24 protein-coding genes are annotated in these 24,939 nt (G+C 64.4%); 18 read left to right on the top strand and 6 right to left on the bottom strand.

All coding sequences use genetic code 11. From position 1 onward, the window contains the following. Nucleotides 1-145 precede the first annotated feature (145 nt). Nucleotides 146-745 carry a recombination mediator RecR gene (gene recR, locus FFS62_RS11340; protein WP_137972920.1) on the top strand — a complete coding sequence of 200 codons (600 nt, stop codon included), beginning with the start codon at nt 146-148 and terminating at the stop codon, nt 743-745. Here recR and FFS62_RS11345 read toward each other — a convergent pair whose 3' ends face one another. After that, entirely contained in the window at nt 746-1,228 is a 483-nt protein-coding gene (locus FFS62_RS11345; RefSeq protein ID WP_137972921.1) for a GNAT family N-acetyltransferase, read from the bottom strand. Then, nucleotides 1,222-1,659 (bottom strand): rhodanese-like domain-containing protein, encoded by a 438-nt coding sequence (locus tag FFS62_RS11350; RefSeq protein ID WP_137972922.1) that lies wholly within the window; start codon nt 1,657-1,659, stop codon nt 1,222-1,224. Before FFS62_RS11350 ends, FFS62_RS11345 begins: the two co-directional genes overlap by 7 nt. Nucleotides 1,660-1,755: 96 nt before the next feature. Between FFS62_RS11350 and ftrA the strand changes: the two genes are divergently transcribed. From ftrA to FFS62_RS11375, 5 genes are all read left to right on the top strand, one after another. Next, nucleotides 1,756-2,751 carry a transcriptional regulator FtrA gene (ftrA, locus tag FFS62_RS11355; protein WP_137972923.1) on the top strand — a complete coding sequence of 332 codons (996 nt, stop codon included), beginning with the start codon at nt 1,756-1,758 and terminating at the stop codon, nt 2,749-2,751. Nucleotides 2,752-2,800: 49 nt separating this feature from the next. Next, nucleotides 2,801-3,313 (top strand): sigma-70 family RNA polymerase sigma factor, encoded by a 513-nt coding sequence (locus tag FFS62_RS11360; protein WP_137972924.1) that lies wholly within the window; start codon nt 2,801-2,803, stop codon nt 3,311-3,313. Nucleotides 3,314-3,316: 3 nt separating this feature from the next. Then, nucleotides 3,317-4,270: a DUF4880 domain-containing protein gene (locus FFS62_RS11365; protein WP_137972925.1), complete on the top strand. Its 954-nt coding sequence runs from the start codon at nt 3,317-3,319 to the stop codon at nt 4,268-4,270. 112 nt (nt 4,271-4,382) lie between these two features. Then, a complete protein-coding gene (locus FFS62_RS11370) occupies nt 4,383-6,866 on the top strand; it encodes a TonB-dependent siderophore receptor (protein WP_137972926.1) in 2,484 nt (827 codons plus the stop codon). Nucleotides 6,867-6,935: 69 nt separating this feature from the next. Next, nucleotides 6,936-8,117 (top strand): PepSY domain-containing protein, encoded by a 1,182-nt coding sequence (locus FFS62_RS11375; protein ID WP_137972927.1) that lies wholly within the window; start codon nt 6,936-6,938, stop codon nt 8,115-8,117. Here the strand turns inward: FFS62_RS11375 and FFS62_RS11380 are convergent. Beyond that, nucleotides 8,110-8,532, bottom strand: a complete 423-nt coding sequence (locus FFS62_RS11380) for a hypothetical protein (RefSeq protein ID WP_137972928.1) — start codon at nt 8,530-8,532, stop codon at nt 8,110-8,112. The genes FFS62_RS11375 and FFS62_RS11380 overlap by 8 nt on opposite strands. A gap of 119 nt (nt 8,533-8,651) precedes the next feature. Between FFS62_RS11380 and FFS62_RS11385 the strand changes: the two genes are divergently transcribed. The 11 genes from FFS62_RS11385 to FFS62_RS11435 all read left to right on the top strand — a co-directional run bounded on the left by FFS62_RS11385 (nt 8,652) and on the right by FFS62_RS11435 (nt 21,420). After that, the gene (locus tag FFS62_RS11385; RefSeq protein WP_371920120.1) at nt 8,652-9,224 is read left to right on the top strand and encodes a DUF4157 domain-containing protein; all 573 of its coding nucleotides are present in this window, start codon (nt 8,652-8,654) and stop codon (nt 9,222-9,224) included. Nucleotides 9,225-9,294: 70 nt separating this feature from the next. After that, the gene (locus FFS62_RS11390) at nt 9,295-10,443 is read left to right on the top strand and encodes an acyl-CoA dehydrogenase family protein (protein WP_137972930.1); all 1,149 of its coding nucleotides are present in this window, start codon (nt 9,295-9,297) and stop codon (nt 10,441-10,443) included. 262 nt (nt 10,444-10,705) lie between these two features. After that, nucleotides 10,706-11,329: a DUF5343 domain-containing protein gene (locus FFS62_RS11395; RefSeq protein WP_137972931.1), complete on the top strand. Its 624-nt coding sequence runs from the start codon at nt 10,706-10,708 to the stop codon at nt 11,327-11,329. Further along, nucleotides 11,326-11,910 (top strand): Swt1 family HEPN domain-containing protein, encoded by a 585-nt coding sequence (locus tag FFS62_RS11400; RefSeq protein WP_137972932.1) that lies wholly within the window; start codon nt 11,326-11,328, stop codon nt 11,908-11,910. The genes FFS62_RS11395 and FFS62_RS11400 overlap by 4 nt, the downstream gene beginning before the upstream one ends. Nucleotides 11,911-12,423: 513 nt before the next feature. Next, nucleotides 12,424-13,494 (top strand): GTP pyrophosphokinase family protein, encoded by a 1,071-nt coding sequence (locus FFS62_RS11405; protein ID WP_137972933.1) that lies wholly within the window; start codon nt 12,424-12,426, stop codon nt 13,492-13,494. Between the two features lie 108 nt (nt 13,495-13,602). Continuing rightward, a complete protein-coding gene (locus FFS62_RS11410; RefSeq protein ID WP_137972934.1) occupies nt 13,603-14,187 on the top strand; it encodes a DUF6151 family protein in 585 nt (194 codons plus the stop codon). 104 nt (nt 14,188-14,291) lie between these two features. Further along, nucleotides 14,292-14,666, top strand: coding sequence for an iron chaperone (locus tag FFS62_RS11415; protein WP_137972935.1), 375 nt, complete (start codon nt 14,292-14,294; stop codon nt 14,664-14,666). 165 nt (nt 14,667-14,831) lie between these two features. After that, nucleotides 14,832-15,596 (top strand): alpha/beta fold hydrolase, encoded by a 765-nt coding sequence (locus tag FFS62_RS11420; protein ID WP_171016312.1) that lies wholly within the window; start codon nt 14,832-14,834, stop codon nt 15,594-15,596. Between the two features lie 535 nt (nt 15,597-16,131). Continuing rightward, nucleotides 16,132-18,255, top strand: coding sequence for a hypothetical protein (locus FFS62_RS11425; RefSeq protein ID WP_218569285.1), 2,124 nt, complete (start codon nt 16,132-16,134; stop codon nt 18,253-18,255). 54 nt (nt 18,256-18,309) lie between these two features. After that, nucleotides 18,310-18,609, top strand: a complete 300-nt coding sequence (locus FFS62_RS11430) for a hypothetical protein (RefSeq protein ID WP_137972937.1) — start codon at nt 18,310-18,312, stop codon at nt 18,607-18,609. Between the two features lie 36 nt (nt 18,610-18,645). Further along, complete coding sequence (locus FFS62_RS11435; RefSeq protein ID WP_137972938.1) at nt 18,646-21,420, top strand: HAD family hydrolase; 2,775 nt, start codon at nt 18,646-18,648, stop codon at nt 21,418-21,420. 53 nt (nt 21,421-21,473) lie between these two features. Here the strand turns inward: FFS62_RS11435 and FFS62_RS11440 are convergent, their stop codons facing one another. After that, complete coding sequence (locus FFS62_RS11440) at nt 21,474-22,022, bottom strand: adenine phosphoribosyltransferase (protein ID WP_137972939.1); 549 nt, start codon at nt 22,020-22,022, stop codon at nt 21,474-21,476. Between the two features lie 10 nt (nt 22,023-22,032). Then, a complete protein-coding gene (gene fnr, locus FFS62_RS11445) occupies nt 22,033-22,767 on the bottom strand; it encodes a fumarate/nitrate reduction transcriptional regulator Fnr (RefSeq protein ID WP_137972940.1) in 735 nt (244 codons plus the stop codon). Between the two features lie 182 nt (nt 22,768-22,949). On the opposite strand from fnr, the gene FFS62_RS11450 reads away from it, so the two are divergent. Then, nucleotides 22,950-23,411 carry a hypothetical protein gene (locus FFS62_RS11450; RefSeq protein WP_256662199.1) on the top strand — a complete coding sequence of 154 codons (462 nt, stop codon included), beginning with the start codon at nt 22,950-22,952 and terminating at the stop codon, nt 23,409-23,411. 102 nt (nt 23,412-23,513) lie between these two features. Here the strand turns inward: FFS62_RS11450 and hemN are convergent, their stop codons facing one another. Next, the gene (gene hemN, locus FFS62_RS11455; protein WP_137972941.1) at nt 23,514-24,896 is read right to left on the bottom strand and encodes an oxygen-independent coproporphyrinogen III oxidase; all 1,383 of its coding nucleotides are present in this window, start codon (nt 24,894-24,896) and stop codon (nt 23,514-23,516) included. Nucleotides 24,897-24,939: the final 43 nt, after the last annotated feature.

Genomic DNA, 24,939 nt, shown 5'->3' on the forward strand with positions numbered 1-24,939 from the left:
GCACATGGCTGCGTTGCTCAAAGGCGCGGGCATCCTCATTTACGCCAGTAAACTCCGGTGCCCACGCCTTTTCGCGCCTTGCCCTGCACGCCGCCTGAACGCCCCCTTACTCCGTGCTGCTCCTTTCTCATAGCGACACTTATCCATGAGCTTCAGCCCGCTGATCCGCCAACTGATCGATTCGCTGCGTCTTCTCCCCGGTGTCGGACAGAAGACCGCGCAGCGCATGGCGCTGCAGCTGCTGGAGCGTGATCGCAGTGGCGGCATGCGCCTGTCGCAGGCGCTGGCGGCGGCGATGGAGGGGGTGGGGCACTGCAAGCGCTGCCGCACCCTGAGCGAGGACGAGCTGTGCCCGCAGTGCAGCGACCCGCGCCGCGACGACGCGCTGCTGTGCGTGGTCGAGGGGCCGCTGGACGTGTTCGCGGTGGAGCAGACCGGCTATCGCGGGCGCTACTTCGTGCTCAAGGGTCATCTCTCGCCGCTGGATGGCCTGGGTCCGGAAGCCATCGGCATTCCCGAGCTGTTGGCGCACATCGGTGCCAGCCAGTACGGCGAAGTGATCCTCGCCACCAACCCGACGGTAGAAGGCGAGGCCACGGCTCACTACATCGCGCAGATGTTGGGCGACAAGGGCATCGTCCTGTCGCGCATCGCCCACGGTGTGCCGCTGGGTGGCGAGCTGGAGCTGGTGGATGGCGGCACCCTGGCCCATGCCCTGGCCGGACGCCGGCCGATCTCCGGCTGATCAGCCGCGCGCCAGCATCTGCAGCGCGTCATCCATCTCGTAGGCGATCCATTTCTGCACCGGGCGTCCGCCCAGGCGCTGGTAGAAGCTTTCCGCGCGCGCATTGCCGGCCAGCACATCCCAGTGCAGGCGCCCGGCGCCTTGTCCTAGAGCCCAGTTCGCCAGCTCGATCAGCAACCGCCGGCCCAACCCTGACGAGCGCCGGGCGGGGCGCACGTACAGCTCCTTGAGCCGGGCCGTGGGCCGCAGGTCGTAGGTGAACGGAATCAGCAGCGCCAGCGCATAACCGAGCAGCTCGCCCTCGGCCTCGGCAACGAACACCTGGCACTGTGCGGCGGGGCCGAAGGCGCGCTGGCGCAATGCCTGTTCGTCCACGGCGAACTGCGCCAGGTAGTCCTCGAACGCCGCCAGTTCGCGCATCAGTTCCAGCAGCATGGGTACGTCCGCCAGGCCGGCGGCACGTACCCGTACGGGGCTCAGCATGCGCAGCTGACGCTCTGCGGCGCGGCACTCGGCTGGGCATCGCCGCCGACCAGGCTCAGGCCCTCGTCGAGCCAGCCGGTGACGCCGCCGATCATCTCCTTCACCGCGTAGCCGAGGTTGGCCAGGCGCACGGCCGCGCGGTGCACGCCGTTGCAGTGCGGGCCGGCGCAGTAGACGACGAACAGGGTATTGCGCGGGAACTCGGCCATGCGCTCGGCGCTCATCAGGCGGTGCGGCAGGTTGAGCGCGCCTGGTACGTGGCCGGCGGCGTAGGCGGCCTCGCCGCGCACGTCGAGCAGAACGAAGTCGACCTGGCCCTCCTGCTGGCTGTGGTGGACGTCCGAGCAATCGGTCTCGAAGCTCAGGCGCTGGCTGAAATGCATCAGGGCGACGGCGGAAGGGGCGGCGGGGAACTGGCTGACCAGGCTCATGGTGGAACTCCTCGTGGTGGGGGATGGCGCCACTGTATGAGTCGCCGCCACTCGGCTACAGTGGCGGCTCGGACAGCTATCGGAAATTTTCCGCCAATGCGCAACGATCCCGGCCTGGTGGCCATCCTCGCCTACGACGGCCTGTGTACCTTCGAGTTCGGCATCGCCGTGGAGATCTTCGGCCTGGCGCGGCCGGAGTTCGATTTCCCCTGGTACCGCCATCGCATCGTCGGCCTCGACGAGGGGCCGATGCGTGCCATGGGCGGCATCCGCGTGCTGGCCGATGCCGGCCTGGAAGGCCTGGCCGAGGCTAGCACCATCATCATTCCCGGCTGGCGCGACCGTGCCGAGCTGCCGCCGCCGGCCTTGCTGGAAGCCCTGCGCGAGGCCCACGGGCGCGGCGCGCGACTGCTGTCGATCTGCTCCGGGGTATTCGTGCTGGCGGCCAGCGGCCTGCTCGACCGCCAGCGCGCCACCACTCACTGGCGCTACACGGACGAACTGGCGCAGCGCTACCCGGCCATCGAGGTGGACCCGCAGGTGCTGTATGTCGACGCCGGCCAGCTGATCACCTCGGCCGGCAGCGCCGCCGGCATCGATGCCTGCCTGCACCTGGTGGCGCGCGACTTCGGCAACCAGGTGGCCAACCGCGTGGCCCAGCGCCTGGTAATGGCGCCGCAGCGGGCCGGCGGCCAGGCCCAGTTCATTCCCGCACCGGTGGCGCATTCGGCGCGGCATGACCTGTCCGGCCTGCTGGAGTGGGTGCGCCAGCGTCTCGACCAGCCGCTGGAGGTCAGCCAGCTGGCGGCGCGGGTGGCGATGAGCGAGCGCACCTTCCTGCGCCGCTTCGGCGCGGCCACCGGTATGACACCCAAGGCCTGGCTGCAGCACGAGCGCCTGGCCCGTGCCCGCGAGCTGCTGGAGGGGGGCGCGCAGAGCGTCGAGCGGATCGCCGAGCAGTGCGGCTATCGCACCGTGGAGAGCTTCCGCATCGCCTTCCGCAATCACCTGGGATTGCCGCCGAGCGCCTATCGCGAGCGATTCGGCAGGCACGGCAAAAAAGCGCAGATGACGCTGGCGGAAAATACTTGAGAAGCATTACCATTCGCGCCATCTCAACGCCCAGTGGCAGACGTTTTCCATGGCGCTCAGCGCGGCCTCTCAGCAACAATCCCTCCAACAGCTCTATGTCGACCATCACGGCTGGTTGCACGGTTGGCTGCGCCAACGCATGGGCTGCGCGCAGAACGCCGCGGACCTGGCTCAGGACACCTTCCTGCGCCTGCTGAGCAAGGAGCGCGATCTCACGCCGCTGCGCGATCCGCGCGCCTACCTGTCGACCATCGCCCACTCGCTGCTGGTCAACCACTGGCGGCGCCTGGCCATCGAGCGCGCCTACCTGGAATCCCTGGCCCTGCAGCCGGAGCAGTACGCGCCGTCGCCGGAGCAGCGCGAGCTGATCATGGCCACCCTGCTGCAGATCGACGCCATGCTGCGCCGCTTGCCGAGCAAGGTGCGCGACGCCTTCCTCATGGCCCAGCTGGATGGCCTGACCTACGCGCAGATCGCCGTGAAGCTCGACGTGTCCGAGCGCATGGTGAAGAAGTACATGGCCCAGGCCATGCTGCACTGCCTGACCCTGGCGCAGGACTGAGCCATGGCCGGCGGCGCTTCCCCGATCGACTTCGTCGTGCTGCAGCAGGCCGCCGACTGGTTCGCCCTGCTGCGCGACGAGCGCGTCAGCGAGTTGGACCGCCAGGCCTGGCAACGCTGGCTGGACGCCCAGCCGCAGCATCGCCAGGCCTGGCAGCGGGTGGAGAGCATCAGCGGCCAGTTCGAGCGTCTGCCGCAGCGCCAGGCGGCACGTTCGGCGCTGCAGGCTCGCGGCATGGACCGGCGCCAGGCGCTCAAGGTGCTGTCGATCATCGGTGGCGGCGGCCTGCTGGCGCTGACTGGCCGCACGCTGCCCTGGCAGCAGTGGCAGGCCAACCAGCGCACGGCGGTGGGCGAGGTGCTCGGCAGCCAGCTGGCCGATGGCAGCCGTCTGTGGCTGAACACCGACAGCGCGCTGGACGTGGACTTCACCGCCGAGCTGCGGCGCCTGGCGCTGTACCGCGGCGAGGTGCTGGTCGAGGCGGCCGACGATGCGCGCCCGCTGTGGCTGGAAACCGCCCATGGGCGCCTGCGTGTGCAGGGCGGGCGTTTCGCCGTGCGCCAGCAGGACGATGGCTACCTGGTCTCGACCCAGGTCGGCGCGCTGGAGATTCTCGGTGCGCGCCGGCAGAGCCTGGTGGCGGGGCAGCAGGCGTATTTCGATGCCCTGTGGGTGGACCGCCCGGCGCCGCTGCGCCAGGGTCAGCAGGCCTGGACCCACGGCATTCTGCAGGCCGATGACATGCCGCTGGGCCAGTTCATCGCCGAGCTGTCGCGCTATCAGCACGGCCACCTGGGCTGTGATCCGCAGGTGGCTGATCTGCGCCTGGTCGGCGCCTTCCCCCTGGCCGAGCCGGAGCGCATCTATGCCGCCCTGGAGGCCAGCCTGCCGGTGCGCGTGGTGCGTCGACTGCCCTGGTGGATCAGCATCGAGCCGCGCAACGCCGCTGCGGTTTGAGTGCAGGCGAAAATATTTTTCATTTGCGATTCCCCTTTTTTCATCTCGCCTGGCTCTAGGGGCAAAAGGGCGATTTCGCCCGGCCATTGTTTACGAGACCCAGGGGATTTCCATGCGTAGCACCATCAACCGTCCGGCTCCTCAGACCCTGCGCCGCGCCATTCGCGCCGCCGTGCTGGCCATGCCGCTGGCCGCCCTGCAGCCGGCTCTGATTGGCCAGGCCCACGCCGCCGAAGCCGAGCAGAGCCTGCGCAGCTACGCCATTGCCGCCGGTCCGCTGTCCAGCGCCCTGAGCCAGTTCGCCGGCGAGGCGGAGATTCTCCTGGCGGTCGATGGCCAGCTCACCGCCGGCAAGCAGAGCCCGGGCCTGCAGGGCCAGTATTCGGTGGACGAAGGCCTGGCCAAGCTGCTGCAAGGCAGCGGCCTGCAGGTGGTGCGCGACGCCAGCGGCGGTTATTCGCTGAGCGCGGCGGGTGAGGGCGGCGCCAGCCTGTCGCTGGAAACCACCGAGGTCGAAGGCTTCGCCCTGGGCAACGCGCTGGGCAGCATGGACGGCTACAACGCCACCCATAGCAGCGTGGCGACCAAGACCAGCAAGGAGCTGGTGAAGACTTCGCAGAGCGTGTCCGTGGTTACCCGCGCGCAGATCGAGGAGCAGGGCTCGCGCACCGTCGCCGAGGCCACCCGCTACACCGCCGGTGTGCTCACCAACCCCTACGGCAACACCCACCGCTACGACTACCTGGCCATGCGCGGGATCAACGACGGTTCGGTGGACAACATCATCATCGACGGCCTGAAGTCCATGGGCGACCCGGGCTCGTTCACCAGCCTGCAGATCGACCCGTACTTCATCGAGCGCATCGACGTGCTCAAGGGCCCGTCCTCGGTGCTCTACGGGCGCAGCAACCCGGGCGGCCTGGCGGCGCTGACCACCAAGCGTCCGGAGTTCGAACAGGCCGCGCGCATCGACGTGTCCTACGGCAGCCACGACTACAAGCAGACCGCCTTCGATGTCACCGGCCCGCTCAATGACAACGTCGCCTACCGCCTGGTCGGCCTGGCCAAGGACGCCGACGTGCAGGTCGATCATGTCGAGGAAACCCGCTACGCGCTGATGCCCAGCCTGATGCTGAACCTGGGCGAAGACACGCTGCTCAACCTCTACGCCTACCTGCAGCACGACCCGAATGGCGGCTACCACGGCAGCGTCCCGGCCTCCGGCACCCTGCACAAGCGCAATGGCGACCGAATCTCCGGCAGCTTCTTCGAGGGCGATCCGAGCGTCGAGGAATTCACCCGCACCCAGCAGATGCTCGGCTACGAGCTGGAGCACCGTTTCAACGACACCTGGAGCGCGCGGCAGAACTTCCGCTACCTGGACGCCAGCAGCGACAACAGCCAGGTCTGGGGCAACGGCTACGTGAGCGCCACCAGCAACGAACTGGCCCGCGGCTTCAGCGGCGGCGAGGAGAACCTGCACGCCTGGATCGTCGACAACATGCTGCAGGCCGAATTCGCCACCGGCGCGGCGCAGCACACGGTCGTCACCGGCCTGGACTACCAGTACTCGAAGAACAAGGTGCGCTACGCCAGCGACTACACCAGCGTCGGCCCGATCGACGTGTTCGACCCGGTCTACGACAACAACGACCTGGCCGATCTAGCCATCGGTAGCGATGCCCTGCGCCGGCAGAAACAGGCCGGCCTCTACGTGCAGGACCTGATCGAACTGGGCGGCTGGAACTTCACTGCCGGCCTGCGCCAGGACTGGTACGACGTGTCCATCGACGACGACGCACAAAACACCAAGGACGCCAACACCGGCGACAAGCTCAGCGGTCATCTCGGCGCGCTCTACGCCTTCGACAATGGCCTGTCGCCGTACCTGAGCTACTCCACCTCGTTCAACCCCACGTCCAACTACTCCGATGGCGCGCAGATCCTCAAGCCGACCACCGGCGAGCAGTGGGAAGCCGGCCTGAAGTTCCAGCCGCCGGGCACCGACGACCTGTACACCATCTCCTTCTTCACCATTGAGATGGAGAACCTGTTCGCTAAGGAAAACAGCTTCACCGACAGCTACGAGTACAAGGGCGTCGGCGGCATCGACTCCAAGGGCGTGGAGCTGGAGGCCCGCGTGCAGGTCACCGACAACCTGCAGCTGATGGGCAGCTACACCTACAACGACGTGGAATACAGCAAGTCCTACTTCATCTTCGCCGACTCCAGCTACACCACTGTGGTAGATGCCAAGGGCAACACGCCGTACCAGACCCCCGAGCAGATGGCCAGCCTGTGGGCCGACTACGGCTTCAAGGACGGCCTGCTGGCCGGCCTGAGCATCGGCGCCGGCGCGCGCTACGTGGGCGAGAGCGAGGGCAGCGACCTCAACGACTTCCAGGTGCCGTCCTACACCCTCTTCGATGCGTCGGTCAGCTATGACCTGGCCAACCTCGGCCTGCAGGGCACCTCGGTGCGGGTCAACGCCAACAACCTCACCGACGAGTACTACGTGGCTTCCTGCTACTCGGCCACCGCCTGCTACCTGGGCGAGGAACGTACCGTGGTGGCCACCGTCACCCAGAAGTTCTGATGCGCTGAAACGGCCGCCGCCTCGCAAGAGGCGGCGGCCTTCTGCTGTTTGCGAGACGGGAAAAACATCATGCGCAACATCCTGGTTCTGCTGCACCGCTACCTGGGCCTGGCCACGGCGATCTTCCTCGCCCTGGCCGGCCTCACCGGCAGCGTGCTGGCCTTCCACCACGAGCTGGACGAGTGGCTCAACCCGCAGTTCTACCAGACCGACCACGCCGCCACGGCGCGCATGGACGGGCCGAGCCTGATCGAGCGGCTGGAGGCCGAGCACCCGCAGCGCCTGGTCTGGTACATGGAGCAGCCGGACGAGCCCGGCCACTCGGCGCTGCTGGCCACGGTGCCGCGCACCGATCCGGCCAGCGGCCAGCCTTATCCGCTGGCGCCGCGGGTGTTCTATCTCGACCCGGCCAACGGCCAGGTGCTGGGCGAGCGGGAATGGGGCGCTTGCTGCTTCTCCCGCGAGAACTTCGTGCCCTTCATCCTCGAGTTCCACTACAACCTCAGCCTGCCGGGCAACTGGGGCATCTGGCTGATGGGCATCATCGCCATCCTCTGGACCATCGATTGCCTGGTCTCGCTGTGGCTGACCCTGCCGCGCGGCCGGCCGTTCTGGCGCAAGTGGGGCAAGGCCTGGAAGATCAAGCGCCAGCGCCTCAACCACGATGTGCACCGCGCCGGCGGCCTGTGGCTATGGCTGCTGCTGACGCCGGTAGCGGTGAGCAGCGTGGCCATGAACCTGCCGGCCGAGGTGTTCAAGCCGGTGGTGTCGCTGTTCTCCGAAGTGCCGCTGAGCACCTACGAGGCGCGCGGTCGGCTGGCCAAGGGAGAACTCGGCGAGCTGAAGCTGGATTACCGCCAGGCCTATGCGCTGGCGCGGGAGGAGGGTGACCGCCTGGGCCTGCATGCGCCGATCACCGAGCTGTACTACAGCTTCGAGTACAACTTCTTCGGCGCCGGCTTCGGCGACCACGCCAGCGACGAGGGCAACGCCTGGGTCTTCGTGCATGGCGAGGATGGCAGCGTGATCGGCCGCGAGATTCCCGGCGTCGGCAGCCTCGGCGAACGCTTCTATCAGCTGCAGCTGCCGATCCACGGCGGGCGCATCCTCGGCTTCCCCGGGCGCGTGCTGATCGCCGTGCTGGGGCTGGCCATCGCCGTGCTCAGCGTCACCGGCATCGTCATCTGGTGGCGCAAGCAGCGTGCGCGGCGTTCTGCCGGGCGCCGCGCCAAAGCGGCCGTGCTCACTTGAGGCCGGTGAAGGCCGGGGCGTGTTCACGGTAGTAGTGCAGGGCGTCGATGAAGCGCTCGGCCTGCGGACGGTCCGCGAGGTGGAACTCACGCAGGGGGTCGCCATTGGGGCCGTTCAACCGCACCCGATAGTCGAGCCCGCTGCGGCGCAGCTCGATGGTGTCGAGCGAGTTGAAATAGATGCGCTCGCGGATGTCCTGCGGCGTACCGGCGGCCGATTCGTGTTCGCTGCGAAAGCCCAGGTAGCGGCTGTCCAGGTAGGCGGAGATGGAGTTCTGAGCGGTGGGCTGCTGCTCCGCCACCTCGGTGATCACCGCATAGGCCTCGCGTTCGGAAATGGCCTGGGGCTGGTAGTCCTGGCGGGTCACGCAGCCCGCCAGGAGGCAGGCAAAGATGGCGATCCAGATGGCGCGCATTTTTCCTCTCCATGGCAGCGCTGGGGATTTTCCGGCGCCCAAGCCGGTCATAGCGTCGGCGGCCATCCGCTGCCAAGATGGCGGCCCACCGTTCCCCCCGAACTACTCCTGGTAAATCCGTGACTCCTGCGCTTCTACGATCCGCTGCGCTGCTCCTCGTCCTGGGAGCGCCGCTTGGCGCCTCTGCCGCCTGCCCCGTGGGGCAGATGGAAATCTGCTTCAACAGCTGCATCTGCGTGCCGGAGTTCGAGCAGGTCCGCAAGGAAGTGCTCGGTACCGCGGCGGTGACGCTGGAGCGCTGGATTCTGCAGTCCCGCGATACCGCGCTGACTTCCGGCACCCAGCCGATTCCGCCGGGTATCCGCGCTCAGCTGCTGCCCTATTACGACAACGTGCTGCTGGATACGGTTCGCTTTCGCGTCGGCGCGCTCGACGAGCTGGACGTGGCCAGCACCATGCTGCAGAACCCGGATATCCAGGCGGTGACGCTGGTCGATGTGGTGGTGTTCCGCAACCAGGAGGACGCCGAGCTCGACGTCGCCCTCTGGGCCCATGAGCTGTGGCACGTGAAGCAGTACCGCGAGTGGGGCTCGACCGGCTTCGCCCAGCGCTACACCCACGATTTCAATGCCGTGGAGGCGCCGGCCTACGACATGCAGATCCAGGTGGCACGGGCGCTGCGGGCGCAATAATCCGCGGTCGCTTGAAAACCAAGCAAGCGCTCGGTTAGGGTGGCGAAAACAACAATCGGGAGCCACCCCCATGTCCGCCTTCCAGGAATACTTCGACCAATCCCATCAGCTGGTCCGCGATTCGGTGCGCCGCTTCATCGAGCGCGAAGTCCTGCCCCATGTGGCGGACTGGGAGGAGGCCGAGGAATTCCCCCGCGAGCTGTACCGCAAGGCCGGCGCCGCCGGCATTCTCGGTATCGGCTACCCGGAACAGTACGGCGGCAGCCATGAGGGTGACCTGTTCGCCAAGGTCGCGGCCAGCGAAGAGCTGATGCGCTCCGGCTCCGGCGGCCTGGTCGCCGGCCTCGGTTCGCTGGATATCGGCCTGCCGCCGGTGGTCAAGTGGGCCAAGCCGGCGCTGCGCGAGCGCGTGGTGCCCGAAGTGCTGGCCGGCGAGAAGATCATGGCCCTGGCGGTGACCGAGCCCTCCGGCGGCTCCGACGTGGCCAACCTCAAGACCCGCGCCGTGCGTGATGGCGACTTCTATCGCGTCACCGGCAGCAAGACCTTCATCACCAGCGGTGTGCGCGCCGACTACTGCACCGTGGCCGTGCGTACCGGCGGTGAGGGTTTCGGCGGCGTCAGCCTGCTGCTGATCGAGAAGGGCACGCCCGGCTTCACCGTCGGCCGCTCGCTGAAGAAGATGGGCTGGTGGGCCTCGGACACCGCCGAGCTGTTCTTCGACGACTGCAAGGTGCCGGTGGAGAACCTGATCGGCGTGGAGAACATGGGCTTCGCCTGCATCATGGCCAACTTCCAGAGCGAGCGCCTGAGCCTGGCACTGATGGCCAACATGACCTCGCAGATGGCATTGGAGGAAGCCATGGCCTGGGCCCGCGAGCGCGAGGCCTTCGGCAAGCCGATCGGCAAGTTCCAGGTGCTCAAGCACCGCCTGGCCGAGATGGCCACCCAGCTGGAAGTCTCCCGCGAGTTCACCTACCGCCAGGCCGCCAAGATGGCCGCTGGCAAGAGCGTGATCAAGGAAATCTCCATGGCCAAGAACTTCGCCACCGACGTGGCCGACCGCATCACCTACGACGCCGTGCAGATCCTCGGCGGCATGGGCTACATGCGCGAAAGCCTGGTGGAGCGCCTATACCGCGACAACCGCATCCTCTCCATCGGCGGCGGTTCGCGCGAGGTCATGAACGAGATCATCAGCAAGCAGATGGGGCTTTGAACTGCGCCTTCTGGACAGTGTGATGGCCAATTAGTAGCCTCGCCCGAAGCGCCTCGATTGAGGCGCAAGGCTTTGCCGTAGCCATGTCGTGTTTGCTTTTCCTTCCTGCCGCTTCTGTTTGGCATGACCTCAGGAAAAACATCGACTTGCGGAGCGACAAGGAATGTTATGCGACACATGTGGCGGAAAATATTACGCCAGTTGTGTCGTCTACTTATAGTTAGGCGCCACATCATTTACGACGCTAACAGGGGAGAAGGTCATGAGTGAAAGCATTCCGTTCGTTCAAGCGTACGGCAACGTGACGAAGGCGCTTGAGCGAATTCAAGCGGCTGCTACTCCACCTAGATTCACCCAGGATTTTCTCGCAACTAAATTGGATCTAGCCGGCGGGTCCGCGAGGCCTGTCATTCCGTTCTTGAAACGCCTGGGATTCCTCGGGTCAGACGGCGTGCCGACTGATCTTTATAAGAAGTTCCGAAACACTTCCGAGCGCGGCCGAGCGGCTGCGGCAGCGCTTAGGGTCGGCTTTCGTCCACTATATGAAGTCAACGAGTACATCCACGACGCAACCGAGAAAGACCTCAAGGGAGTTGTAGTTCAAGTGACTGGGTCGGAGCCGACCTCGAGTACCGTGAAAGCCATCCTTGGGTCATTCAAGGCTGTGCGTGCGTTCGCGTCGTTTGACGACGAAGACTTGCCAGAAGATTCAGCAGATGCGTCCGTGAGAGAAGCGAACACTGAACGTCATGATGAACCAGCCACGAGAGCCGGAACCTCCAAGATCGGCCTCTCATACACCATCAATCTTAACCTTCCGGCTACTTCCGACGTAGCCGTCTTCGATGCGATCTTTCGAAGCCTCAAAGAGCATTTACTCAAATGAACCTTGAGCAGAAGATAAAGCTCTTCGCTATCAGCAATCAGCTATTGGAGAACGACCTGGATCGCGTCGAACGAGAGCATTCAATCGACTTAGGTCGCGATCACCAACGAACGTTGAGCAAGGATCAAGACTACTACCCTCAGCTCGAGCGAGAGTTGCGCCAAGAGGCAGCGCGCATGGGTGATCATTACGAGGTCTTCTACTCACTTGAGCGAACGATAAGAGCGTTTGTCTCTGAAACTTTAGAGGCTGCATCTCCTGGAACTTGGTGGACGGGAACTCGTGTTCAGGAAAAGATTCGCAACGATGCTCAGGCAAGGATGAGGAAGGAAATCGACGCTGGCGTTACTCCCAGATCGCAAGAACCGATCGACTTCACCAACTTCGGAGAGCTCGGAGAGCTAATCAAATCGAACTGGGACTTGTTTGGCGGCGTTTTCAAGAGCCCACGTGCCGTTGAAAGCGTAATGTCAAGACTCAACACACTTCGGGGGCCGATCGCTCATTGCTGCCCGCTTTCTGAAGACGAGGTTGTCCGCCTTCGACTTAGTGTGCGTGACTGGTTCAGGCTCATGGAGTGAGTCTCCTGGGCTCGGCCAAAGCTCAGCCTAACCAATCATTCAAACCGACGCCTTCGGCGCGGCTTAACTCAAACGTTAGCGGCCAAAGGAGGTTACATTGACAATCCGGAGTGTCATCAACAACCGAATAAGGCTTTCAAATATCTCCGTCTTTGGCGGCATGCTAGTCAGTGCCGGCTTAACTCAATACCAGCTCAACCAAAACCAAGAGCCCTCGATCTGGTCTTTTGCAGGGTTCTTCATAGGCTTCGCGGCAATGCTGGCAATCAAGTTCTCAACAAAATGCTCATCGTGTAAGGGAAATATTGGGTCAACGCTTATGAGTAGCGGCCATTTTGTTTCGCTCCCCAAGAAAATCAAATACTGCCCGCTATGCGGCGTTGATATAGACACCAAGCAGTGAGTTGTCCGCTAACAATGCGCTCAGCTGCCGCTCACTCCGTTCACTGGGCGTCCAGAAGCTGCGCTTTTGGACGCCCGTTAGTTTAATCGTTAGCCGACCAAGGAGAGTGCATGCCGTCTCTAGATTTTGAGGTTGAAAAACAAGATTTCCGTGATTACTACAATGGCAATCATGGACTGCTGGAAGGAGCAAAGAATTCCTTCATAACCTTGGTTAACTCTCTAATCAGAAGCTCAAGCGATATAGCTATTTCGAAGATAGAAGGACGCGTAAAGGACAGAGATGAGTGCATTAAAAAATTCAACAGAAAATATAGAACAGACCTAGAAACAAATGCCCAAAAATATCGAATTCTAGATCACATTACTGATTTAATTGGCGTGCGCGTAGTTTGTCTATATGAAGATGACATAGACAAAATTAAAGATCTTCTGTGTGCCCACTTCGAAGTTATAGATATTACAGATAAAATTGCGCAAATTGAAAACACTGAGAATTCATTCGGCTACAAAGGCTTGCACTTAGATTTAAAGCTAAACCAGAAGCGAAAAGAGCTACCTGAGTACTCGCAGTTTATTGATCTCGGTTTTGAGGTCCAGGTTCGCACCATAATTCAAGACTCATGGAGTGTCTTGGATCATAAGATCAAGTACAAAAAATCCATACCAATCAGCCTTAAGCGAAGAATCAACTCATTAGCCGCTCTGTTTGAGGTTGCTGACCGAGAGTTTCGAGAAATTCGAAATGCCACTGAGGAAAGTATAAAGGCAGAAGACATTCCCCAGGAGCAAATCACTAAGGAATCTGATCAAATTGAAGCAGGAGAAGCGCCTCCAAGATTCAAGCTCTCCCCCTTAAATGCATTCAGTTTTTTGAAGATTGCAAATCACTTCTTCAACGGATTCGAATTTGAAGCCCATAAGGTTGACGGCTTCACAGAAGAAATAGTTTCGCTAAAACCAGATATAAGTCGTGGCAAATTCAACTTTTACCTGCGCGAGAACATATCAAAAGTAAAGAAGTACAAAGAATTCTTTGAGGGGGCATATCCAAACGATAAGCTCAACCCGTACACGATAATCAGGCACTGCCTGTATTTGGGCAATAAAGAGATATTCGCAAAGCTACTAACCAGTCAATCCACAGAAACTTTCGAAGCTTGGCTGGCAGATAACGGCTAATAACTGGTTCAAATCGTTCGCTTCGCTCACTTGTAGACGGCAAGAGCCGGCCCCTTAACCAACCGCTACGGCTCCATGAGCCGATTTCTCCAAGGATGGGTGACAACAATGCATCCGATTCAATGCAGGTGTGGCGCCGTTAAAGGCCAGCTTGAAAGCAATAACACTCACAATCGCCTTATCTGCCATTGCACCGATTGCCGTGCCTTTGCGCGTTTTCTTGGCAATCCCTCTGCTGTGCTGGATAAGCAGGGTGGAACCGAGATAGTCCAGATAGCGCAGCAGCACCTGCGCTTCCTGCAGGGCGAAGAGCTTTTGTCGGCAGTGCGGCTCAGCGACAAGGGCATGCTTCGCTGGTACACGTCGTGTTGCTCGACGCCTATCGGCAATACCATGGCCGATTCCAAGGTGTCCTTTATCGGCCTGGTTCACGCCTGCCTGGACCGGGAGCGTATGGATAGGGATTTTGGTGCCGAGATTGCGGTGCTGAATACCGACACCGCGCTGGGCGATCCGCAGCCCAAGCAGCGCGGACTTGTCGGCGTTATCGCTCGATTTATCTGGATCGTGGTCACAAACCGTATCGGTGGGGGTTACCGGAAGTCGCCCTTGTTCGATGCTTCGGGCCTGCCGCGGGTCGTTCCCAAAGTCTTGAAGCCTGAAGAGCTGGCCAGTTTGAAAGTCGATGCGTGAGCGTTGTTCGACCTGGTCAATGAATGGCTGAGATGTGCCTTTCCATTCGGCCAGCCCAGCGCCAAACCCGCCCAAACGCATATTCGCGGTGAGGTCAGATCGAGATGACAGGCAAGCCTCCAGCCACTATCGCCGAATACATCGAGGCGGCGCCTGCCGAGAGCCGGCCGCATCTGCGCACGCTCTACGGGATTCTCAAGAGCGTCGCGCCGGAGGCGCAGGAGGCGATCAAGTGGGGCGCTCCGTTCTTCGTGGAGCCGCGTTTTCTGTTCTCTTTCTCCGCGCACAAGGCGCATTGCAACTTCGCGCCCACCCAGGCGGCGCTGGAGGCGTTTCGGCAGGAGCTGCAGGGGCATAGGACGACCAAGAACTACTTGCAGATTCCCTATGGCGAGCCCGTGCCGGAGGCGCTGGTGCGCCAGCTGGCCGAGTACTGTTTGCGGGCTGTTCGAGCGCGCGAGGATGAAGCCTTTTGGTAGCTTGAACTGCGACCAGCGCTGGCTGCCTGTTTGCACATGGATTGCGATTTGTGGCTCACGCGCATCCCGCGCACATGTTCGAGCACCTGCTGCCATATGCAGCGCAGGGGCGGGAAGGGCAGGTACGACGCTGTCGCTGGCGCCCAATCATTCAAGGTTCGCTTCATGTATCGATTTCCTCCCAAACAGAAAGCGCGGATCGGCGCTGAAAGCATCGAGTACGTGCTGGCCGGCAGCGGGCCGGCGACGGTGGTGCTGGTCAATGGCTCCGGCGGGCCGATCGAGGGCTGGCACAAGGTGTTCGAGCCGCTCTCGGCAGTGGCCAGGGTGTTCGCCTACAACCGTCCCGGCATCGGCGGCAGCGCCAAGCCGCAGGTGGCCCAGTCGGCCGCGCAGATGGTCGATTCGCTGCGGCAGACCCTGCGGGCGGCCGGGCTGCAGCCGCCCTATGTGCTGGTGGGGCATTCCCTCGGTGGGCTGATCGTCAACCTGTTCGCTCGGCTGCACCCGCAGGAGACGGCCGGGGTGGTATTTATCGAGGCATCGACGCCGGACGACGTGCTTCTGCTGCACCAGCACGACACCCGGCTACAGCGCTTGCTGGCGGCGCTGCTCGCTAAGCTGTCACCGCCCAATCCACTGGCGGAAACCCAGCAGCTGGAGCGCTCCGTGGCCGAGCTGCAGGCGGCGCCCGATTTTCCGGCGGTGCCGCTGACCGTTATCAGCGGCGGCAAGCCGGCGATGGCCTGGGCCACCGCCGAGCAGGCCCTGGCGTTGCGAGCGGAGCATCAGGCTGCGCTGGCCAAGCTCTCGCCGCTGGGCCGACAGGTGATGGCGCTGCGCAGTGGCCACTTTCCCCAGTTCAGCGAGCCGGAGCTGGTGGTGGCGACGATTGTCGAGATGCTGAACAGCCTCCAGGGCACGAGATGACTGATCACGCGATACCGCGCAGTGCAGCCAAGTCGCTGAGCGATGGAGTGCGAGCGGCAAATACTGCAGCAAAGACGCCGCGCTCGATAGCGCAGTAGCCGATTTCGCTCCAAGCGTGCAGAGCAGTTCGGGGCCGGCGAGAGCTGCATGGCGAATGGCTTACAGCCTAAGTCGCTCGCGGCGCACGCTTTGGTCAGCGCAGATTCTGACTCTCCGATCAGGCGGCGGCCAAGCGCAGCGTTATCTGTCTGGAGGGCATCTTTAGGCTTCATGCGTCGATTGTGAGCGAACGCCGCCAATGGCCCGATGCCACTTTTATCCGCTCGTCTTGCGACCCGCTCCGGCGGATGGGCGGCACTGTGCGTTCGGAATAACAGTTCCATAATCCCTGCGTCGTGCGCTGCGCTGTGCGCACGAGTCAACCCCACATGGATCTCTCCAAGGGTGACGTGCCATACCAGTGCAGTAGCTCGCGCAGTGATTCAGGTTGTTCTACGGGCAGGGTACGCCCCTTGTTGAATAGGAGTGTTCAGCAATGTCCCGCCTGCCTGAAAATTCGCAATTTCCGCCTCTGCCAGATCTGCTGCCGCCCGGCCAGGAAGACGCCCCGGTCGCTGCCAGTGCCGCCACCCTCAGCAATGTCGCCATCAACCCCAATATCGCCGCGCTGCCCGGGCCGGGCGGAATCATCATTCCGCAGTTCCGCAGCGTGCGTGCCGGTTGTTGGTTGCTCAACTACAAGCCCAGCGGCGCCTCGCTGGTGTCGTACGACGGGACTCTGCGGGTCGAGTCGCACAGCGATGGCCGTACGGCCAGCGGCGATCTCTATCAGCGCCCGGTGATCTTCCTGCCGATCCCCATCCCCGTGCCGTTCCCCACCCTGCAGACCAAGACGGCGCCGACCAACCTGTCGCTCAAGCCGATCCTGCTGGCCGGGCCCAATCCGGCCTCGGGCATCCCGATCCTGGCGCGCAACAACTACCGCTACTACGTGCGCGTCACCTCGCTGCCGGAGTACTTCTACCTGGGCAACAGCTTCAGCCTGGGCTTCCAGCTGTACCGCTTCACCGCGCCGAACACCTGGGCGCTGGAGAGCACGCTGACCGCGCAGATGGTGCGGATCACCGCGCCGGCCGGCTATCCGTCGCCGTCCGACTACGCCGAGGGCGATGTGAAGAACGCCGCCGGTGCGGTGGTCGGGCGCCTGACCATGGGCTGGCTGTCCACCTACTTCCGCCGCTGCACCATCGAGATCGACACGGTCAACGGCTCGGAACGGCCGACCGACAGTGGCGTCGGCCACACCTGGGCGACGGTGATGGACGCGGTGGGCTTCCAGACCAGCGTGAGCCTCAGCGACACCAACGTGCTGGAGCCCAGCGGCAATTCCTGGTCCAACGGCGAGATGCACGCGGCCATGCTGGCGCGACGCTCGGTGGTGAACCTGGACACCGAGTGGCGCTATCACATCCTCGCGGTCAAGAACATCGACTCCACGCCGCGCGGGATCATGTACGACAACGGCGGCACCGACTCCAACAACGTGCCGCGCGAAGGGGTCGGCATCTCCTCGCACTGGATCATCGACCCCGGTTGGGGCACGGTCAGCGGACAGCGCTTCGGCACCGCTGCGGCGCCGTATTTCCGCACGGCGGTGCATGAACTGGGGCACGCCCTGGGCCTTTACCACAACTCGGCGGACTTCGGCTTCATGTGTACCAGCGACGTGATCGCCGCTGGCGCCACGCCCGGCACGCCGTTCCCCAGCAACATCCAGTGGTCGTTCCATCCGGACAACCTCAAGCAGCTGCGCCACTACCCGGACCCGTTCATCCGCCCCGGCTCGGTGGCCTTCGGCAGTGCCTCCAATGCCACGCCGCCGATCACCCCGACCGATCTGGAAGCGGAAGTGCTGGGCTTGCAACTGGAGGTCAATGCGCTGCTCGGCGAGCTGCCCCTGGGCGCGCCGGTGCGCATCGGCGTGGCGCTGGTCAACCGTGGCGAACAGCCGATCCAGGTGCCGGCCAGCCTGAGCCTGAAGAGCGAGCACGTCAGCGGCAGCGTGACCGACCCGTCCGGCAATCAGCGCACCTTCCGCACCATCATCCACTGCATCGAAGACTCACCGTTCCGCGTGCTGCAGCCGGGCGAGCGCATCGAGGAATCGATGACCCTGATGCGCGGCGCCGAGGGCGCGCTGTTCGGCGTGTCGGGCATTCATGAGGTGCGGGTGGATGTGCACTGGGACGTCGAGGGTATGGTCGCGCATGCCTCCGGCACTACCTCGGTAATGGTCACCGCCGCGGTGGACGAGCGCCACGCCCAGGCCGCGCACAAGGTACTGTCCACGCCGGATGCGCACCTGGTGCTGGTGTTCGGTGGCGATCACCTGAGCGACGGCATCGATGCCATCCAGGCCGCGCTGGCTTCGCCGGTGCTCAAGCCGCACTTCGCGGCCATCGAGACCAAGCGCCTGGCCGCGCGCTTCATGAAGCGCAAGCCCGACGTCAAGGCGGCCACTGCGTTGCTGGACGACAACACGGTGATGAGCAACTCCGAGCAGGGCAAGCTCGACCGGCTGCTCAGCGATGCCGGCGGTAGCCTGCCGAAAATCAGCCGGGCCAAGCCCAAGCCTGCCCGCCTGGCCACTGCCAAGTAGGGCGTAACGGATGCGGGGCCTCGGCCCCGCATCTCGCCTGCAAAGGAGAGTCTGATGGCAGATATCGATCCCAGATTGCCGGGCACCTGGCGCATGTCCGAACAGGCGCCCTGTGCCGCCGGCTATGCCGCACACCTGCGCTTCGAGGACGGTGGCCTGTACTTTGGCAGCACCGAGCCGGCTGGCGGCTTCACCTGGTGGGACCAGGGCCGCTGGCAGGTGCCGGCGGCGGGGCAGGTGGCGCTGTCCACCGCCAACGACGAAGTGGTGACCTACGCCTACAGCCTCATCGACGGCACACTGACTTTCACGGACCCGTCGGGCTGTAGCTTCAGCTACAAGCGCAGTAGTTAGCGCGCGAGACGCCCGACCTCCGTCAGGAGGACGAACATGTCTGGCGTCTTTCCCGCCACGGTCTTCTTCGACCTGGGCGACACTCTGACCTACATCGGCCCGGGCGGCGTGCGCCTGCGCTACGCCGATACCCTGGACTGCCTGCAGATACTGAAGAACCGTGGCTACCGCCTGGGCCTGCTGTCCAATCAGGCCGCCGGCACCACGCTGGCCACGGTGCAGGCGATTCTCGATGGCCTGCATCTGTCGCGTTACATCGAGGCGGCGCTGTTGACCATTTCCAGCGAAGTGCCGGGCAATGTCGGCAAGCCCAACCAGCCGATCTTCGACCTGGCCCTGAGCAAGGCGGGGCACGCTGCGGCCAGCGCGCGGGCGATCTTCGTCAGCGAGGAGCTGGCTCATGTGCAGGCGGCGCGCGGTTATGGCTGGCGCGGCATCCTCAAGCGCAATGGCGGCGCCTGCGTGGGCGCGGACGGCGAGTGTGCGGTGGGCCTGAGTGGCCTGCTGGCGCAGCTGCCGGCCCTGGCCGATCTGGCCGGAACCACGCTGGACCTGGCGCCACCGCCGAAGCTGGTCGACGGCCTGTGGGCGGTGCCCATCGACATCCGCAGCATTGACGCCAGCCTGCTGTTCGACGCCGCCAGCCAGCAGGTCAGCGGTGACGCCACCCTGGTATTCCGCCTCGGCCGCCATGCCGGTTGTCCGATCTTCGACCTGCGCCAGACCGTCACCGAGGTGTGGCTGGATGGCGCCGTCGTACCGCCGGCCGACGTGGCGCACCACGACTTCGGCGGCGGCAGCCACGCCAACCTGCGGGTGCTGGCGCGCAGCCTGGAGGCGGGCAGCGAGCACAGCCTGCGCCTGACCTATTCGGTGGGCATTCCGCAGGCCTCGACGGCCGGCTCCTACCAGCCGCAGATCGCCTGGAGCGCCGGGCCGCGTCTGGCCTTCAACTTCGGTTTCACCGACCTGGGCGCCGGCCGTTACCTGGAGGCCTTCGTGCCGGCCAACCTGGTCTTCGACCAGTTCGAGCTGAGCCTGGAGCTGCGCCTGACCGGCACGGCCGTGGCGCACACGCCGATCAGCAACGGCAGCGTCAACGTGCTGGGCAGCAACCATTGGCGCGTCGACTTCCCGGCGCGTTTCACCGCGTTGTCGCAGCTGCTGGAGCTGCGTGCCGCCGACAGCCTGCAGAGCCATGTGCTGAACACCGTGCTGCCGGTGTCGGGAACCAATGTGGCCATCACCACTTGGAAGCTGACCAGCAACGCCGCCAACCTGGCGACCCAGGCCAGCGCCATCGCCGGCTTCCTGGCCGACAACGAGAACAGCTCGGGCCGCTACATCCACGGCAACCGCTTCACCGCCTTCATCCACCAGGGCGGCATGGAGTACGAGGGCGGCACCACCACCGGCACCGGCGCGCTGCGCCACGAGACCTTCCATAGCTGGTGGGCGCGCGGGCTGAAACCGGCCAGCCAGCCCGATGCCTGGTTCGACGAGGCCTGGACCACCTACCACGACAACGGCGCGGCGGGCTCGCTGCCGTTCAACTTCGCCGATGCGCCGCTGGCCCTGTGCTCGCGCAACCCCTGGGTGCGCGTCACCCATGGTTCGTCCTACGGCTCCGGCGAGCGTTTCTGGAAGGGCATGGCCGCGCTGCTCGGTGTGGCGCCGCTGAACGCGCTGATGAAGGACTTCTACCTGGCGCGCCATCCGCGCCCGGTGAAGACCGAGGAACTGGAGTGCTTCCTCCTGGCCCGTGGTGGCAACCCGAGTTGCGTGGATGCCTTCCAGCGCTTCGTCTATGGCCTGGGCGATCCGTCGCCGCAGCCCGATCTGTGGCTGCGCGACGATACCGGCGATCCCGGTGCGGACGACTGGGCAGGGCGCTTCTGGGATTCGCCGGACCTGTGGGTGCGCAACCGCGACGACGATGGCTTGCAGCACCAGAACCTGGAGTACGGCCAGGACAACTGGATCCACGCGCGGGTGCGCAATCGCAGCAGCACGGCCAGTGCGCGGCACTTCCTGCTTAGCTTCAACGTCAAGCAGTACGCCGGCAGCCAGTTCGTCTACCCGGCCGACTTCCTGCCGGCCATCACGGCGGCGGCGGACTTCGAGCTGGGCCCGGGCGAGTCGCGCATCCTCAAGGCGCGCCTGCCGCGCAGCGCGGTACCGGCGCCTGGCAGCCATCCGTGCCTGCTGGCGGCGCTGTTCACCCGCTTCGATCATCCCCAGGCCGGCCGCCATGTGTGGCAGCAGAACAACCTGGCGCAGAAGAACCTCAGCGTGGTCGACCTCAAGCCCAACGCCTGGATAGTGCTGCCGGTGCTGGCGGTGAGCCTGCGCGCACGCCTGGCGCGCACCGTGGAGTTCGAGCTGCGGCGGCCCAAGGGGCTGGATGATCTGCAGGCCAGCCTGCTGCTGGATAAAGGCAGCGTACCGCCCAAGTTGCGCGCCGGCGCTGTGGTGCTGCCCTCGGCGCTAATGCTGGCGCCGGACAAGAGCGCACACCTGGACTGCGCCGCCTGCCAGCCGCTGGCCAGTGCCGACCGCCTGGAGCTACTGACCAGTGCACAGCCGGCGCGGGTGGCGGAGAGCTTTTCCGGGGCGCTGGAATTGCCTTTCGCTCAGGGGGCGACTGCGCGCCTGCCGGTGCGCCTGGCGCCGCTGCAGGCGCAGCAGATCGGCCTGCGTGTGACGGTGCCGACGCAGGCCAAGCGCGGCGCCAGCTTTATCGTCGATCTGGTGCAGCGGGAGCATGGCAAGGTGGTGGGCGGGGTGGCGTTGCGCATCAATGTGCACTGACGCGGGTATCGAGGGTTTCCCCGCCCTACGTTGCGCAGGGCGGGTGGCGCCTCTCAACGTTCGCCGAGCTCGAAGGCGGTCAGGGTGAAGGTGGGAATGCCCATGTCCTGCAGTTTGCGCGAGCCACCCAGCTCGGGCAGGTCGATGATCGCCGCGGCCTCGTAAACCTGGGCGCCGAGGCGCTTGACCAGGCGTGCGGCGGCCAGCAGGGTGCCGCCGGTGGCGATCAGGTCATCGAAGATCAGCACCCGATCGCCTTCGCACAGGCTGTCGGCGTGCACCTCCAGCAGGGCCTCGCCGTACTCGGTCTGGTAGCTCTCGGCGAGCACCTCGGCCGGCAGCTTGCCCTGCTTGCGGAACAGGATCAGCGGCTTGTTCAGCTCGTAGGCCATGATCGAGCCGAACAGGAAGCCGCGCGCGTCCATCGCGGCGATATGGCTGAACTCGCTCTCGACATAGCGCTGGATGAAGCTGTCCACCACCATGCGCAGGGCGCGCGGCGACTGGAACAGCGGGGTGATGTCGCGGAACACCACGCCGGGCTTGGGGAAGTCCGGCACCGGGCGGATCAGCGATTTGATGGCGAATTCGTCGAAGATCATCGCGCGCTCCTCAGTCCGGCATATTGCCGCCGGCCAGGGCGCACAGCTCGATGGGGTCGAGAATCTGCACTTCCTTGCCTTCGGCGTTGATCAGGCCGTTCTGCTGGAAACGGGTGAACACCCGCGACACGGTCTCCACGGCCAGGCCCAGGTAGTTGCCCACCTCGTTGCGCGACATGGCCAGGCGGAACTGGTTGGCCGAGAAGCCACGGGCGCGGAAGCGCGCGGACAGATTGACCAGGAAGGTGGCGATGCGCTCGTCGGCGGTCTTCTTGGAGAGCAGCAGCATCATCTGCTGGTCGTCGCGAATCTCGCGGCTCATCACCCGCATCAGCTGGCGGCGCAGCTGCGGCAGTTGCACGGACAGCTCGTCCAGACGCTCGAAGGGGATCTCGCACACCGAGGTGGTTTCCAGGGCCTGGGCCGACACCGGGTAGACCTCGGTATCCACGCCGGACAGGCCGACCAGCTCGCTGGGCAGGTGGAAGCCGGTGATCTGCTCCTCGCCCGAGTCACTCAGGGTGAAGGTCTTCAGGGCGCCTGCGCGTACGGCGAACACCGAATCGAAGGTATCGCCCTGGCGGAACAGGAATTCACCTTTCTTCAGCGGCCGCCCGCGTTTGACGATGCGGTCCAGGGAGTCCATGTCCTCCAGGTTCAGCGACAGCGGCAGGCACAGCGCGGCCAGGCTGCAGTCCTTGCAGTGGGCCTGGTGGGGGCTGTGTACCTTGATGGTTTCTGACATCGGAGTTCCCTGACTGGAGATCACACACAAAGACAAAGGTTAACCCATGGGGCCACGCGCGGGCCAGGCCGACCAAGGTCGGTGGGGCAATAGGCTCGATGGTGAAACATGGCTGACCGCTTGCTCAAGTTTTTTCGTCGCCTCCCGATAGCCCGGTGGAAGAGTGCGTCGAGGGGAACTCCATGCTCAGGGTAGACATGAACGGCCTGGTCGAGCGCCTGGCGCTCGGCGTGCAGCGCCAGGCGGCGCGGGCTGACGGCGAGGTGGCAAGCGAGGAGGCCAGCGAGGAAGAAATGCGCGACGGCCTGCGGGTGACCTTGTCCGAACTGGGCAAGGCCCGCGCCACCGCGCAGAACGACGATATCGACGAGGCCGACCTGCCGGACAATATCAAGGAAATCCTCAAGCTGATCCGCGCCCTTCGCCAGCAGATCGCCGAGAAGCAGGCCGAGCTGCAGGCACTGATGGCCGATTCGGAGATGGACCCGGAAGCCAAGCAGATGCGCCTGGACATGTTGCGCGGCGAACTGGCCTCGCTGCAGGGCGCACTCAGCACCGCCCAGGCCAGCCTGGTGGACGCGCTCAAGGACAAGCGCCTGAGCGACGACCAGCGGATGAAGGCGGCCAGCCTGGCGATGGCCTGACTTCCCGCGAACATGTAGCCCGGATGAGATCCGGGGCTGCGGAGCTGGTTCCCCCGGATTGCATCCGGGCTACCCGGCTGGCGCGAACTGTCAGGGCGGATTTCAAATCACCCGCGAGAAACGCTGCTGGTTCTGCTGCTCCAGATAGTGGTCGAACAGCATGCACAGCGAACGTACCAGCAGGCGCCCGGCCGGGCGCACGTCGATGCCGTGCTCGCCCAGTTCGATCAGGCCGTCGCGGGCCAGCTGCTGCAGCTGCGGCCAGATAGCCGAGAAGTAGCTGCGAAAATCGATGGCGAAGCGCTCCTCGATGTCGCGAAAGCTCAGCTGGAACTGACAGATCAGCGCCTGGATCACGGCGCGGCGGATGCGATCGTCTTCGTTGCAGTGCAGGCCGCGCTGAGTAGCCAGCTGGCTATTGCCCAGGCTCTGCTGGTAGTTGGCCAGGTCGCTGCTGTTCTGGCTGTACAGGTCGCCGACCTGGCTGATGGCGGATACACCCAGGCCAATCAGGTCGCAGTGGCCGTGGGTGGTATAGCCCTGGAAGTTGCGCTGCAGGGTACCGTCTTCCTGGGCCATGGCCAGCTCGTCGTCGGGCAGGGCGAAGTGGTCCATGCCGATATAGCGGTAACCGGCCGCGGTGAGCTGCTCTATGCTGCCCTGCAGCATGGCCAGCTTGTCCGCCGGACTGGGCAGCTCGTTCTCCTGGATTCTTCTCTGCGGCATGAAGCGCTCCGGCAGGTGCGCGTAGTTGAATACCGAGAGCCGGTCCGGCTGCAGGGCGATCACTTCGGCCACGGTGCGGGCGAAGCTCTCCGGGGTCTGCCGCGGCAGGCCGTAGATCAGGTCGATGTTCACCGAGCGGAATTGCAGGGCGTGCGCCGCATCGATGATGGCGCGGGTCTGCTCCAGGGTCTGCAGGCGGTTGATGGCGCGCTGCACGTCCGGGTCGAGGTCCTGTACGCCGAGGCTGACGCGGTTGAAGCCCAGCTCGCGCAGCAGGCCCATGGTCGACCAATCCGCCTCGCGCGGGTCGATCTCGATGCCGTAGTCGCCGCTGTCGTCGTCCAGCAGGGTGAAGTGCTTGCGGATGTGCTCCATCAGCCGGCGCAGCTCGTCGTGGCTGAGGAAGGTCGGGGTGCCGCCGCCGAAGTGCAGCTGCTCGACCACCTGGCGCTGGTCCAGATGCCGCGAGATCAGTTCGATCTCCTGCTCCAGGCGCTCCAGGTATGGCAGGGCGCGGCCGCGATCCTTGGTAATCACCTTGGTGCAGGCGCAGTAGTAGCAGATGTTGGCGCAGAACGGCACGTGCACGTAGAGCGACAGCGGCCGACGCGCCTTGCGGCTGTCGCGCAGGGCGTGCAGCAGGTCGAAGGAGCCGACCTCGCCGTGGAACTGCACGGCGGTGGGGTAGGAGGTGTAGCGCGGGCCTGGCCGGTCGTGGCGGCGGATCAGGTCGGCGTCCCAGCGGATGGCGTCGAGCATGGAGATATCCCTGGATTGGCGATGTGACCAGTCTAGGGATTGC

It is taken from the genome of Pseudomonas sp. F(2018), from assembly GCF_005508865.1.
GTDB lineage: Bacteria > Pseudomonadota > Gammaproteobacteria > Pseudomonadales > Pseudomonadaceae > Aquipseudomonas.